Here is a 13,001-nt window from a genome sequence, read left to right as displayed (position 1 = left end):
GTCACTCCGGTCGTTGTCCTTTGATCCGGACATCATCACATCGTGCAGCATATAACGGCCCACACAAGACTGGGGATTTCACATCCCCAGACCCCTGTGAGGTATTTTGGAACATGAGAAGATAGCATGGCTGGCTGGACAACTGTCCATTGCTCCTATGACACAGAACGCTTAGCTTGTGCTCAAGCAAAGGGGAGCTGACGCCATGAACGATTCAACGCCGATCAAAGCAACCGGATTTGGCCCTGACCTGGGACCCTTTGATTGGGCTGATCCCTTGCGACTGGAAGATCAGTTGACCCAGGATGAGCGGATGCTGCGTGATGCCGCAAGTACCTTTGCCCAAGGTGTTTTGCAGCCCCGCGTGACCGCTGCATATCGCGAGGAGACCGTTGATCCCGGGATCTTTGCCGAAATGGGTGCGGCGGGTCTGTTAGGCGTGACGATTCCCGAAGAATACAGCGGGCTGGGTGCGGGGTATGTGACATACGGCCTTGTCGCGCGCGAGATTGAGCGCGTGGACAGTGGTTATCGGTCGATGATGTCAGTGCAGTCATCCTTGGTGATGTATCCGATCCACGCTTACGGCAGCGACGCCCAACGCAAGAAGTACCTGCCCGGCCTGGCGGCGGGCACATTGATTGGATGTTTTGGTTTGACCGAGCCGGATGCGGGTAGCGATCCGGCGGGTATGAAAACGACAGCAAAGAAAACCGAAGATGGATATGTCATCAACGGCTCAAAGATGTGGATCAGCAACGCTCCGATCGCCGATGTGTTTGTCATCTGGGCAAAATCAGAGGCGCATGGCGGTAAAATCCGCGGATTCGTTCTGGACAAACACATGAAAGGGCTGTCGTCGCCAAAAGTTGGCGGCAAACTCAGCCTACGCGCCTCTGTAACGGGCGAAATTGTGATGGACAACGTCGCAGTGCCTGAGAGTGCGCTGTTGCCCGATGTCCAAGGCCTCAAAGGCCCGTTTGGGTGCCTGAACCGCGCCCGCTATGGTATCGCGTGGGGCGTCATGGGGGCGGCAGAAGCTTGCTGGCATGCAGCCCGCCAATACGGGTTGGATCGCAAGCAATTTGGCAAGCCCTTGGCGCAAAACCAGCTTTTCCAGAAAAAACTGGCCGATATGCAGACCGAGATTGCCCTAGGCACTCAAGCCGCCCTACAGTTGGGCCGCCTGATGGAGCAAGGCAAGGCAGCGCCCGAAATGATCAGTCTGATGAAGCGGAACAATTGCGGCAAAGCACTTGATATCGCACGGGCCTCGCGTGACATGCATGGCGGCAATGGAATCAGTGAAGATTTCCAGATCATGCGCCATATGATCAATCTTGAGACCGTAAATACCTATGAAGGCACCCATGATGTGCATGCATTGATCCTTGGGCGTGCACAAACCGGACTTCAGGCCTTCTTTTAAGCTATATTCGCAACATTAAATTCGTCATCGGTGCCTAGTTACTGCCTCAAAAGCTATGTATTCCATCATGCATGGCCGCCGTACTTTCGGCCTTGGAGTAGTGAGTATGGAAGACCGGCAATTAGCCATCGATGTGAATTTCCAAGATCTTGGCGCCAATGCCTGGCTAGCTAAGGTGGACGACGTTTGCGAAGACCACGGTTTTTTCGAACAGCTGGGGCGCGAGCACTGCGCCGGTTTTCTTCAGGCTGGCAAATCCCTTCTTGTCACATTCGAGAATGTCCAATCGGTACGTGAGAACAATGTTGATGCCGAACCGCGCGGCTTTGCCTACGCACGCCATGACGGCTGGTCGCATTTGTCGCTGTTTTCTTTCAAGGAAAGCTGGTTTCGCGATCAGCATGTCTATGACTTCTTCGACCGCATGGTTGATGATGGCTTCTTTGATGACTTTGAGCGGATTGTCTTTCATGGCGGTGGCGGTGGCGCGTCTTATGCAGCCGCTGCATATTCAGTTGCGGCCCCCGGCGCGACCGTGGTCGCCTTACGTCCACAAGCCACGCTTGACGGGCAGATGGCGGGTTGGGATCTCGCGTTTCAAACGCATGCGCAAAAAGAACTTCAATGACCGGTATGGGTATGCGCCAGAAATGATTGACGGGGCAAAGCGCGTGTTTATCGCCTTTGATCCGATTGAGCGGTTGGATGCCTGTCATGCGGCCTTGTTCCGCAAGCCGCATGTGACAGCCCTGCCCTGCGCGCTTTTGGGGGACGATCTGGATCAGGCCTTTGACCGGATGGGTATCCATGATGTGCTGATCAAGCTGGCAATGGATGGCATGCTGGATCGGCGCCGGTTCTTACAGCTCTTGCGCGCGCGCCGTTATGATCCGACCTACGTACGCGCCCTGGTGCGCAGGCTGGTGGTGACGGGCCATCCGCGTCTGGCCCGTATTATCTGCGAATATATGATCAGGCGGGGTCATAAGGCCTTCTTTATCGACAAGCACGAAGAACTGAGCCCCACCCAGGACATTCATACGTAGTAGATATCCCGGTATACGTGACGGACGATATCGGCACGGTTCAGTCCCATATTGGCAAGCTCCGCATCGCTGAGGTCCTGCATACGCCGCACATCAATTGATCTGGTTTGCGTTTCGACCATTCTTGAAAAGAAGGCCGAAATCCTAGCGAGAGTTGCGGTGACTGCTGAGGTTCTTGTGCGGGATTCGATTGTATCGGTGTAAAAGGCCATATCGTCTGTCCTATCGGGGTTTTATCTGTTGCCCTCAAACTAAACACCCGACAGCGCAGGAAAACCGCCAAGGCTGCATTGCCGCGATGCAGCGAATGCATGGCCAACCGCGTTTTATTGTTCGCGTCTACCCTCGATGACCTTTTTGAGGGCCTCAAATATCCGCGTACCGAAATACCCCACGATCGCCCCGATGGTGATCCCAAAGATTGAGCCACTGTCAAAGGCCGCAGCAAGAATGGCCGCAGCCAGTAACGCTACCATAAAAGCAATTAACCGACGTTCATTAGCAGCAATAGGAAAATGGCCTTCGAGTGTCTTAACGATCGGCCCGGCCACCGGCCCTTCGAGTTGCGGCGTCAGGAAACCAGCCGCTGCTGCAATCAAAAAACCCAGCATGAGATGTCACTCCTTTCGTCCACCAGCTTATGTGGAAATATCCAGAAAGACCGCCCCTTGCGCAAGGGCTATTGCGATGCCCTATGGCATCCGCGCGCGTAACCGTGTAATCGGGCTTCATGCCTGACAGACACCTGACCAGCCTGACCATCCCACGCCCTGATGATTGGCATTTGCACCTGCGTGATGGTGAGATGTTGAAGGCCGTATTGCCTGAAACCAGCCGCCATTTTGCCCGGGCCATCATCATGCCCAATCTGGTCCCTCCGGTAGTGTCATCACAACAGGCGGTTGCCTATCGCGAACGCATCATGGCGGCTGTCCCGGAAGGGGCAACATTTACGCCATTGATGACCCTCTATCTGACCGAAGCGACCGATCCGGAAGATGTGCGCGCGGCCCATACCAATGGGATCGCAACGGCCGTCAAGCTCTACCCTGCCGGGGCAACCACCAATTCAGCCTCGGGGGTGCGCGACTTTGAAAAGGTCCGCCCGGTCCTTGAGGTCATGGCCGAGATTGGCATGCCGCTTTGTGTGCATGGTGAAGTCACGGACAATGAGATTGATATCTTTGACCGCGAAGCCGTCTTTATCGAAAGGGTCCTCAAACCGCTGCGCAAGAAAGTGCCCGATCTTAAGGTTGTGATGGAGCATGTGACGACGCAGGATGCCGTGGATTATGTCCGCGACAGCCACAAGAATCTTGCGGCGACAATCACGACCCATCATCTGATCATCAACCGCAATCATATTCTGGCGGGCGGGATCAAACCCCATTTTTATTGCTTGCCTGTTGCAAAACGCGAAGCACATCGCGTGGCGCTGGTCCAGGCTGCGGTATCGGGCGACAAGCGGTTCTTTCTGGGCACTGACAGCGCACCACATACCGAAGCCAACAAGCTGCAATCCTGTGGCTGCGCCGGTATCTTTACTGCGCCCAATACCATGTCTTGCCTGGCCGAAGTATTCGACGCCGCTGGCCGGATCAAAAAGCTTGAGGATTTCGCCTCACTCAATGGTCCGCGGTTCTACGGACTGCCACCAAATGACGACACCATCACGCTCACCAAGGGCGATCCTGTGAGATACCCCACCCAAATTGAAACCGGTGATGGACCTGTCACGGTGTTTGACCCGGGGTTTGATCTGCATTGGCGTGTTGAAGATTGAGAAAACGAATGTCTTCTGTCGAAGCGTTCGGGACAACAAAAGAAAAAGGTTGCTCGATGATCCCCACCTCCTTTCCCACCAAAGAAGAGATTGCCCGACTGACCGCCGGGATGCTGATCGAAATTGGCGCGATTGATTTCAATGCCGCCGAGCCTTTCACCCATGCCTCTGGCAAGCAGGCCCCAACTTATGTGGATTGCCGCAAACTGATTTCCTTTCCGCGTATCCGGGCGACCTTGATGGATTTCATGGCCGTGTCGATTATGCGCGAAGCAGGTTTTGAGGCCTTTGATAATGTCGCCGGTGGCGAGACTGCGGGCATTCCTTTCGGGGCAATGGTCGCAGAGCGCTTGGCCCTGCCCATGACCTATGTCCGCAAGAAGCCCAAAGGCTATGGCCGCAATGCCCGTATTGAGGGGGTCATGACCGAAGGGCAACGCGTCATCCTGGTTGAGGATTTGACGACGGACGGTGGATCAAAGCTGTCGTTTGTGGACGCGATCCGGGACACTGGCGCGACCTGTTCGGCAACCGCCGTTATCTTTTACTACGGCATCTTTGATGGTGTCGAAGAGACGCTGGGCGAACATGGTGTCCAGTTGATCAGCCTGTGCACTTGGTGGGATGTGCTCGCCGAAGCCAAGGCGCGCGGGGCCTATGATACGGTGACGTTAACAGCGGTCGAGGCCTACCTCAATGACCCGGCAGGTTGGACGCCAGCCTAAAAACTTATCCACTGTCCATTACACCTGTCCTGCCGAGAATCGCGCAACCATGGCGCATATTGTGTTCTCTTTGCCTCCAACCACTATTTGGGGTATGTTCGAGGTCTATCGGATGTTGTCCACAGATTTATCCCGCCGGATATCCCCGATCATTTCCAGATGGCCATGCCCGGGCGGTGACTGATAGGAGAGCACGGGGACAAGGTGAGTAATAATGAACGAACTAACAGCATTTAATGCAACCGGTGTCGAAGAGGCCGACACCGATCTTATGCCGCATTCCATTGAGGCAGAGCAGCAGCTTTTGGGCGCGATTCTGACCAACAATGATGTGTTTGACCGCGTCGCTTCCATCATCGGGCCCAAGCATTTCTACGATCCCGTTCACGCCCGTATCTTTGATACAGCCGCCAGCCGGATCGGGCGCAACATGCTGGCCAGCCCGGTGACGTTGAAAACCTTTATGGAAGAGGATGAGGGCCTCAAAGAACTCGGTGGCCCACCCTACCTTGCCCGTTTGGCCGGTGCCGCGATATCTGCATTTGCCGCACGTGACTACGCGCAGATGATCTATGATCTGGCAACCCGGCGCGAATTGATCAAACTGGGCCGCGACATTACCGACAAGGCCGCCAAGGTCGATGTTGAGCACGAACCAAAAGAGCAAATCGTCGAGGCAGAACAGGCGCTTTATACACTGGCAGAACAAGGTGTGTCCGAAAAAGGCTTCCAGTCGTTTCTGGCCGCCGTCACCGAGGCCGTGAATGTCGCCAACACGGCCTATCAGCGCGACGGCGGGCTTGCCGGGGTGTCGACGGGCCTGACCGATATGGATAAAAAGCTGGGCGGCTTGCACAAATCAGACTTGCTGATCCTTGCCGGGCGCCCTTCCATGGGGAAAACCTCTCTGGCGACGAACATTGCCTTCAACATCGCCAAGGCCTACCGCAAAGGACAGTTGCAGGATGGTAGCGAAGGCGCTGTCGATGGTGGTGTCGTGGGGTTCTTTTCGCTCGAGATGAGTGCCGAACAGCTTGCGGGACGTATTCTGGCCGAAGCCTCTGAGATTTCGTCCCACAAGATCCGCCAAGGTGACATGACCGAAAGCGAATTCCGCCGCTTTGTCGATGCCGCCAAACAGCTTGAATCCTGCCCTCTCTATATTGATGACACGGCCGCGATCCCGATTTCGCAGCTTGCCGCCCGCGCGCGCCGCCTGAAACGAACCCATGGGTTGGATGTGCTGATCGTGGACTACTTGCAGCTGGTGCGCGGCACGTCAGAAAACCGCGTGCAGGAAATCGGTGAGATTTCTATGGGCCTTAAGGCTATCGCCAAAGAACTCAACATTCCGGTCATCGCCCTGTCCCAGCTGTCGCGTCAGGTGGAAAATCGCGAAGATAAACGCCCACAGCTGTCAGACCTGCGCGAATCCGGTTCGATTGAGCAGGATGCCGATGTGGTAATGTTCGTCTATCGGGGTGAGTACTATGTCGAGCGCGAAAAGCCAGAAGACCATAATATGGAAGCCATCGCCGCTTGGCAGGAAAAAATGTCGAGCCTGCATGGCAAGGCTGAAGTGATCGTCGGCAAGCAACGTCACGGCCCCATTGGCACCGTGGAGCTATCGTTCGTGGCCGAGTTCACCCGCTTTGGTAACTTGGTCAAACCGTGGCAGCAGAGTGACGACCAACAGTTTTAAAAGCTGTCCTTGACTTAGAGTGACTCCAATAGGCTATCTGGTTTGCCATCGGAGGAAATCCTATGCGAATCAAAGAAGCTGCGGCCCGGTCAGGGCTGACCCAAGACACCATTCGATTCTACGAAAAATCCGGCATGTTAGCGCCCGTCCGGCGGGATGCGCGTGGCTGGCGGGTGTTTAACGGTGATGATGTGAACTGGCTGACCACCCTGGAACGTCTACGCGCCACGGGAATGCCACTGGATGATGTCAAACGCTTTGCGATGTCGGCCCATGCGCCAGATCGCGATGCGCCTGATCAACGTGCCTTGCGTCTTGGGCTTCTTGAACGACATGCAGTCACCCTTGCCCACCGCGAAGCTGAATTGAAAGCCTGCAAGCATTTCCTCGATCACAAAATCAGTATGTATCGCACATCATTGGAGGTCTCAGATGGCTGACTTTAAAAACGTACAAACGAAACCGACCCTTGGACTTGGCTGTTGGGCTATCGGTGGTCCCTTCTTCATGGAAGGGAATGCCGTTGGCTGGGGTGAAGTCGATGACGCCACCTCAAAGGCGGCAATCGCCGCGGCGCTTGAGCATGGCATCAAACATTTCGACACTGCCCAAGCCTATGGCTGTGGGCATTCCGAGACCGTACTGGGTGAGGCCCTGAAAGCACACCCGGACATCGCGATTGCCACCAAGATAGGACTGGAGATCAACACGGATACCAAGCAGTTGGTCGGGCCAATCACTGACCCCGAACTTATCCGGCAAACGATCGACGCATCACGCAAACGGCTTGGGCGGGACCGGATCGACTTGGTGCTGCACCACAACAACGAGTTGCCAGTTGAAGAGGCCCGACCAACCTTCGACATGCTAGCCAAGCTTTATGACGATGGGACCATAGCTGCCTATGGGTGGTCCACCGATTTTCCTGATAGTATGAAGGCCTTTGCCGATCATCCCGGTTTTACGGCTGTTGAACACGCTATGAATGTGTTTCTCCCTGCGACAGACATGGTGAATGCTGCGGAGAACGCCAACATGCTATCGCTTATAAGGTCGCCACTTGCGATGGGGGTTTTGGGCGGCAAGTACGATGCCAAAACCCAATTCAGCAAGGATGAGATCAGGGGCAACAACCCCGGTTGGCAGGACTACTTCAAAGACGGCAAGATCACAGACCACTACATGAGACAGTTGGACGCCGTGCGCGAAATCCTGAAATCAGACGGGCGAAGTCTGGCGCAGGGCGCTTTGGCGTGGCTGTGGGGGCGAACGCCAAATGCAATGCCGATCCCCGGGTTCAGAACGCCCGAGCAGGTGCATGACCTGTGTGGTGCGCTGGCACATGGACCTTTGACGCCAGCCCAAATGGCTGAGGTTGAGGCCGTGCTTGACCGTCCGGCCGAAGGCCTACCAAGGGCACGCTAAGTGCAGGGCGGGTAGCCCCCGCCCTACTCTGCCGGTTCTTTGGGTTTGGGCTTAAGGAATGGATGCACAAATTGCTTCAAATACCCCTTGGGGACAGTATCGCCGACGACGCCATAAGCGTCCGGCCACGCGTCTTCTGGTAGGTGATGCGTCCCAAACAGCCAGTCATAGACCGGGAAGTGGCTGGCGTAATTGATGTCAATCGCTGCCCGATCCGAGCCATGATGCCAGTGGTGGAATCGTGGCGTCACAAAGAAGCGCTCTAAAAAGCCCAGCTTCCAGCCGATATTGGCGTGGATGAAACTGGAATAGAAATAGACCACCAGCAGATAGGCCTGAATCGCTTCAGGCTTAAAACCCAGCGTGAACATCGGCACCGCCGTCAGGCTGCGCAGCACGGCGATTTCCACAAAATGCATCCGGGCACCGGCCAGCCAATCCATCTTTTTGGTCGAATGATGGATCGAATGAAAGCGCCACAGTACCGGGAAGGTATGAAAGGCGCGGTGCACCCAGTATTGCACAAAATCCGTCGCCATCATGATGATGATCACCTGCACAAAGAACGGCAGAGAAACGATATAGATCCGCACATCATCGAGAGGAATCTGCGCGTTGACATAGTTCGATGGCGCCAGCGTGATGAACCCCAAAATCTGCACCAGCATGGAACTGACAAGGTAATAGAACATGTCCTCCTGCCACTCGGCGCGGAACACGGTTTGTTCAGCACGCGCCGGGAAAAACCGCTCGAGCGGTACAAAGAGGAAGCCTACGATCAAGACGTTGATGATGAAGTAATCAAGGCCGAAGTAGAAACTCTGCGGGACGTCCGATCCGATCTGCGGCTGGGTGGTGGCCATCAACGATGCCACAACCGAAATCGCCAATGCCGTCCATCCCAGCGATTTTCGCGCGCTCAGGATGAGGCTCAGGAGCGACAGTGCATAGCCCGCCAGCAGCGTAAAACGCAGAAAAACGGTGATCACCCCGCTGTCTTGGATAAAGGCGATCTCCGGATAGGACAGCGTTTCGGGAAACCATCGCAGCAACACGATCAGAAAGCCCGCCAGCGACGCCAACAGCGCCAGAGAACCGGACAACCACCCGCTGCCCAACGGGCGTTGATCGCGCGGTGTTTCCAACTGCGTAATGACTTTCTTCAAAATACCCACTGCGCACCTCGCTAACCCATTCTGCGGGACTATACCGCGACAACCGTGGCAGGAAAATGGCAGGAATACCTGTCTTCCCGGCGACGTATGCGCAAAACCCTTGCCCCGCATCATCCCCCCTGCCAAAAGGTCGCTATGAGCACTGGACGCCTGATCATTGACCTTGATGCCGTAGTCGCCAACTGGCGCGCATTGGATGGCATGACCGACTGCAAAACCGCTGCTGTGGTCAAGGCGAATGGCTATGGGTTGGGGGCGGCGAATGTCGCCAAGGCCCTGTTCAAGGCCGGGGTGCGCCAGTTCTTTGTGGCTGTAACCGAAGAGGCAGCCGCAATCCGTGAAGAACTGGGACCAAAGCCAGAGATTTGCGTGTTTTCCGGGCATATGGCCGGTGACACCGACATGATCCGAGAATTGGGTCTGACGCCGATGCTGAATTCGGTCGAACAGTTAACCCATCATCTTGAGACCTTGCCCGGCCATCCGTTCGGCATCCAGCTTGATACCGGTATGAACCGTCTGGGGATGGAGATTCAGGAGTGGGCGGCTGTGGCGGAACTGGCCTTGGCGCAAAAGCCCCGTCTGGTAATGTCGCACCTGGCCTGCGCGGATGAACCGGATCACCCGATGAACCCCTACCAGCTTGCTCAATTCAAGAAGATGACCGATGGCATTCTGGTGCCACGCTCGCTGGCTGCAACAGGTGGCATCTTGCTTGGCCCGGAGTATCACTTTGACCTCACCCGCCCCGGCATTGGCCTGTATGGCGGGTTGCCCTTTGCTGAAGCAAGCCCTGTGATCGAACTCGACCTGCCGGTTGTGCAGGTGCGTGATGTCGCTGAGGGCGAAGTTGTGGGGTATGGCAACGCATGGCAAGCGACCCGGAATTCGCGGATCGCAACGGTCTCAGCCACTATGCGGACGGCATCATGCGGATCTTGTCGGATAAGGCCACACTCTATCATGGCGACACGCCCTGCCCATTGGTTGGACGCGTGTCGATGGACTTGTTGACAATTGATGTGACAGATGTGGGCGAGACCCCCAAAAAGCTGACGTTGATTGGCCCACAGCAGGGTGTTGACGACCTCGCACGGGTTGCGAATACGATTGGATATGAGGTGTTGACACAGCTTGGTGCCCGCTACAATCGCAAGACTTTTGGCAAATAGGCTTGTTACGCAGCTTGAGCTTTCCTATCTAAACACAAGAATTTAAATAGGTTTCTTATGTTCAATGTTCTGCGTGTCGCTAATCTTGCCCTTCTGATCCTGTTCCCTATTGCTTGGTTTGCTCCGCTCATGCGTGCAGGTTTGCTGCCCATTTTTGGCCTCAGTGAAATCAGTGTGATCTCAGGAATGCAGGCATTGTGGGACAGTGACGTCGCACTCGCGCTACTTGTCACCGCCTTTGCATTGTTTGCGCCCTATCTCAAAACCATTGGTCTGGCGTTGGTGCATTTCAATCTGCTCAAGGACAAGACGCTACCCGTCCTGTCATGGATCGGTAAGCTGGCAATGGCGGATGTCTTCCTTATTGCCCTCTACATTGTTGTTTTCAAAGGGGTGGGCGTTGGCAAGGTCGAAACCGGCTGGGGGCTATATTTGTTCACCGCCTGCATTCTGACTTCCATCGTCATCTCGGCACTAACACCGCAGTCAAAAGCCGCGACTTAACCGATCATTGCCAAGGGTTCCCTTTTGGTCCAAAAGGTGAACATGGCCAAAGATTTTTCCTTCTCCTGCTCGGCATGCGGTGCATCCTTTCGCAAATGGTCGGGGCAATGCGATGGCTGCGGGGCGTGGAACACCATCAGCGAATCCAAAGCGCTATCCAGCGGGCCCAAGGGTAAATCGCTTGGGGCAATCCGCGGCAAGGCGATCCCGCTCACCGATCTCGATACGCAAGAGCAAGAACCGCCAAGAACCGAAGCCGGTGTTGGCGAGTTGGATCGTGTTCTGGGCGGCGGTCTGGTCAAGGCATCCGCCCTTTTGGTGGGTGGTGATCCGGGCATCGGCAAGTCCACCTTACTGCTGCAAGCCGCTGCAAGATTTGCCCGTAATGGTCTGAAAGTCATTTATATTTCCGGCGAAGAGTCGAACGCGCAGGTGCAGATGCGCGCGCGCCGTCTAGGGCTTGAGAAAAGCCCTGTCATGCTCGCCTCGGAAACCAATCTGCGCGATATTCTGACAACGCTTGAAGCCGAAAAGCCTGATCTTGCGATCATCGACTCCATCCAAACCATGTGGGCCGACAATGTCGATAGCGCACCCGGCAGTGTATCACAGGTGCGATCATCCGCGCATGAGTTAACGACATTCGCCAAACGCAACGGCATGGCCGTGATCATGGTTGGACATGTCACCAAGGAAGGCGCCATCGCGGGGCCCCGCGTGGTCGAACATATGGTCGACACGGTGCTTTATTTCGAAGGCGAGCGCGGCCATCAGTTCCGCATTTTGCGCGCGGTCAAGAACCGTTTTGGACCTGCTGATGAGATCGGCGTCTTCGAAATGACCGGCAAAGGGCTGGCCGAAGTGAAGAATCCATCCGCCCTCTTCCTGTCCGAACGCGGCACCCCTGCCCCCGGTTCCGTCGTCTTCGCGGGCATCGAAGGCTCGCGGCCCATGCTGTGCGAGATACAGGCACTTGTGGCACCTTCGCCACACAGCCAACCGCGCCGATCCGTCGTCGGATGGGACGGTGGGCGGCTCGCGATGATCCTCGCCGTCCTCGAATCCCGCTGTGGTGTCGCCTTTACCGGATTGGACGTTTACCTCAACGTAGCAGGGGGTTTGCGCATCTCTGAGCCCGGCGCAGACCTTGCTGTCGCGGCTGCTTTGGTCTCGGCACGCGAAGATGCGGCCCTGCCCGCCGAGGCTGTTGTTTTTGGCGAAATCAGTTTGTCCGGCGCGCTACGTCCCGTCGTTCAATCCGAAAATAGATTGAAAGAGGCGCAAAAACTTGGTTTTACAACTGCGATACTCCCACAGCAGGCCAAACAGCCCAGTGTGGAGGGCTTGGGTCTGCGGCATGCCACCGACCTGGCTGGTTTTGTAGAAGAGGTATTCGGCGCACGGTAGCGTCAATCGCAGGAGACGGACCATGGAAGGTTTCACACTCGTCGACGCTGGCGTCGCAATCATCATCTTGCTGTCAGGCGTATTGGCCTACAGCCGGGGCTTTGTGCGCGAAGCGATGGCTATCGTCGGCTGGATCGGTGCAACGATCATTGCTTTCATATTTGCCGATCAGGTTGAGCCGCTGGTGCGTCAAATCCCGATCATCGGGGATTTTATTGGCGACAGCTGCGAATTGGCGATCATCGCCGCATTTGCAGCCGTATTCGCGGTGGCGCTTATAGTGGTTTCCATCTTCACCCCGCTCTTTTCCAGCGTCATCCAGCGCTCTGCCCTGGGCGGCATTGATCAGGGGCTTGGCTTCTTCTTTGGCGTACTGCGGGGCATCCTCTTGGTGGCAGTGGCGTTCTTTGTTTACGACACGATCTTTGCCGCGCAGGAATTCGCGATGGTAGACGACAGCCGCTCAGCCGAGGTCTTTGCACAGCTGACCGGTCAGATCGAAGAGCAGAACCCCGAGCAAGCTTTGGGCTGGATCACCGAGCAGTACCAGCAATTGGTCGGCACCTGTGGTGCACCGGCACAGTAAGTTACTGATCCGCGCTTAAATCGGGCCGCCGGGCGAAAGCACGGCGG

14 protein-coding genes and 1 pseudogene are annotated in these 13,001 nt (G+C 55.9%); 12 read left to right on the top strand and 3 right to left on the bottom strand.

The window, feature by feature from the left end:
* Positions 1-205: 205 nt before the first annotated feature.
* From QTO30_RS02910 to QTO30_RS02900, 3 genes are all read left to right on the top strand, one after another.
* A complete protein-coding gene (locus tag QTO30_RS02910; RefSeq protein ID WP_340422390.1) occupies positions 206-1,429 on the top strand; it encodes an acyl-CoA dehydrogenase in 1,224 nt (407 codons plus the stop codon).
* Between the two features lie 106 nt (positions 1,430-1,535).
* A complete protein-coding gene (locus tag QTO30_RS02905) occupies positions 1,536-2,057 on the top strand; it encodes a hypothetical protein (protein WP_340422388.1) in 522 nt (173 codons plus the stop codon).
* A gap of 22 nt (positions 2,058-2,079) precedes the next feature.
* Complete coding sequence (locus tag QTO30_RS02900; protein WP_340422386.1) at positions 2,080-2,475, top strand: hypothetical protein; 396 nt, start codon at positions 2,080-2,082, stop codon at positions 2,473-2,475.
* Here the strand turns inward: QTO30_RS02900 and QTO30_RS02895 are convergent.
* Entirely contained in the window at positions 2,466-2,687 is a 222-nt protein-coding gene (locus tag QTO30_RS02895; protein WP_340422385.1) for a DUF1127 domain-containing protein, read from the bottom strand. The two genes, QTO30_RS02900 and QTO30_RS02895, sit on opposite strands and share 10 nt — an antisense overlap.
* A gap of 114 nt (positions 2,688-2,801) precedes the next feature.
* Positions 2,802-3,086 carry a hypothetical protein gene (locus QTO30_RS02890; RefSeq protein ID WP_340422384.1) on the bottom strand — a complete coding sequence of 95 codons (285 nt, stop codon included), beginning with the start codon at positions 3,084-3,086 and terminating at the stop codon, positions 2,802-2,804.
* 119 nt (positions 3,087-3,205) lie between these two features.
* On the opposite strand from QTO30_RS02890, the gene pyrC reads away from it, so the two are divergent.
* From pyrC to QTO30_RS02865, 5 genes are all read left to right on the top strand, one after another.
* Positions 3,206-4,258 carry a dihydroorotase gene (pyrC, locus tag QTO30_RS02885; protein WP_340422383.1) on the top strand — a complete coding sequence of 351 codons (1,053 nt, stop codon included), beginning with the start codon at positions 3,206-3,208 and terminating at the stop codon, positions 4,256-4,258.
* Between the two features lie 56 nt (positions 4,259-4,314).
* The gene (locus QTO30_RS02880; protein WP_340422382.1) at positions 4,315-4,983 is read left to right on the top strand and encodes an orotate phosphoribosyltransferase; all 669 of its coding nucleotides are present in this window, start codon (positions 4,315-4,317) and stop codon (positions 4,981-4,983) included.
* 214 nt (positions 4,984-5,197) lie between these two features.
* Entirely contained in the window at positions 5,198-6,685 is a 1,488-nt protein-coding gene (locus QTO30_RS02875; protein WP_340422380.1) for a replicative DNA helicase, read from the top strand.
* Positions 6,686-6,747: 62 nt separating this feature from the next.
* Entirely contained in the window at positions 6,748-7,125 is a 378-nt protein-coding gene (locus tag QTO30_RS02870) for a MerR family transcriptional regulator (RefSeq protein ID WP_340422378.1), read from the top strand.
* The gene (locus tag QTO30_RS02865; protein WP_340422377.1) at positions 7,118-8,110 is read left to right on the top strand and encodes an aldo/keto reductase; all 993 of its coding nucleotides are present in this window, start codon (positions 7,118-7,120) and stop codon (positions 8,108-8,110) included. Before QTO30_RS02870 ends, QTO30_RS02865 begins: the two co-directional genes overlap by 8 nt.
* A gap of 23 nt (positions 8,111-8,133) precedes the next feature.
* Here the strand turns inward: QTO30_RS02865 and QTO30_RS02860 are convergent, their stop codons facing one another.
* Positions 8,134-9,285 (bottom strand): sterol desaturase family protein, encoded by a 1,152-nt coding sequence (locus QTO30_RS02860; RefSeq protein WP_340422375.1) that lies wholly within the window; start codon positions 9,283-9,285, stop codon positions 8,134-8,136.
* Positions 9,286-9,420: 135 nt separating this feature from the next.
* Here QTO30_RS02860 and alr point away from each other — a divergent pair.
* From alr to QTO30_RS02840, 4 genes and pseudogenes are all read left to right on the top strand, one after another.
* Positions 9,421-10,457, top strand: a pseudogene (gene alr, locus QTO30_RS02855) (alanine racemase).
* A 57-nt stretch (positions 10,458-10,514) separates the two neighbouring features.
* Positions 10,515-10,961, top strand: a complete 447-nt coding sequence (locus QTO30_RS02850) for a paraquat-inducible protein A (RefSeq protein WP_340422374.1) — start codon at positions 10,515-10,517, stop codon at positions 10,959-10,961.
* A gap of 42 nt (positions 10,962-11,003) precedes the next feature.
* Positions 11,004-12,368: a DNA repair protein RadA gene (gene radA / locus QTO30_RS02845; RefSeq protein WP_340422373.1), complete on the top strand. Its 1,365-nt coding sequence runs from the start codon at positions 11,004-11,006 to the stop codon at positions 12,366-12,368.
* Between the two features lie 22 nt (positions 12,369-12,390).
* A complete protein-coding gene (locus QTO30_RS02840) occupies positions 12,391-12,954 on the top strand; it encodes a CvpA family protein (protein WP_340422372.1) in 564 nt (187 codons plus the stop codon).
* Positions 12,955-13,001: the final 47 nt, after the last annotated feature.

Source organism: Yoonia sp. GPGPB17 (assembly GCF_037892195.1).
Taxonomy (GTDB): Bacteria; Pseudomonadota; Alphaproteobacteria; order Rhodobacterales; family Rhodobacteraceae; genus Yoonia.
This window is presented reverse-complemented; position numbering and strand designations above follow the sequence as displayed.

Bases quoted from the DNA above. Each gene is read 5' to 3' on its own strand.
- QTO30_RS02865 (WP_340422377.1), top strand. From the start codon at position 7,118: ATGGCTGACTTTAAAAACGTACAAACGAAACCGACCCTTGGACTTGGC.
- QTO30_RS02900 (WP_340422386.1), top strand. From the start codon at position 2,080: ATGATTGACGGGGCAAAGCGCGTGTTTATCGCCTTTGATCCGATTGAG.
- QTO30_RS02905 (WP_340422388.1), top strand. From the start codon at position 1,536: ATGGAAGACCGGCAATTAGCCATCGATGTGAATTTCCAAGATCTTGGC.
- QTO30_RS02890 (WP_340422384.1), bottom strand. From the start codon at position 3,086: ATGCTGGGTTTTTTGATTGCAGCAGCGGCTGGTTTCCTGACGCCGCAA.
- QTO30_RS02875 (WP_340422380.1), top strand. From the start codon at position 5,198: ATGAACGAACTAACAGCATTTAATGCAACCGGTGTCGAAGAGGCCGAC.
- QTO30_RS02910 (WP_340422390.1), top strand. From the start codon at position 206: ATGAACGATTCAACGCCGATCAAAGCAACCGGATTTGGCCCTGACCTG.
- QTO30_RS02840 (WP_340422372.1), top strand. From the start codon at position 12,391: ATGGAAGGTTTCACACTCGTCGACGCTGGCGTCGCAATCATCATCTTG.
- radA (WP_340422373.1), top strand. From the start codon at position 11,004: ATGGCCAAAGATTTTTCCTTCTCCTGCTCGGCATGCGGTGCATCCTTT.
- pyrC (WP_340422383.1), top strand. From the start codon at position 3,206: ATGCCTGACAGACACCTGACCAGCCTGACCATCCCACGCCCTGATGAT.
- QTO30_RS02895 (WP_340422385.1), bottom strand. From the start codon at position 2,687: ATGGCCTTTTACACCGATACAATCGAATCCCGCACAAGAACCTCAGCA.
- QTO30_RS02870 (WP_340422378.1), top strand. From the start codon at position 6,748: ATGCGAATCAAAGAAGCTGCGGCCCGGTCAGGGCTGACCCAAGACACC.
- QTO30_RS02850 (WP_340422374.1), top strand. From the start codon at position 10,515: ATGTTCAATGTTCTGCGTGTCGCTAATCTTGCCCTTCTGATCCTGTTC.
- QTO30_RS02880 (WP_340422382.1), top strand. From the start codon at position 4,315: ATGATCCCCACCTCCTTTCCCACCAAAGAAGAGATTGCCCGACTGACC.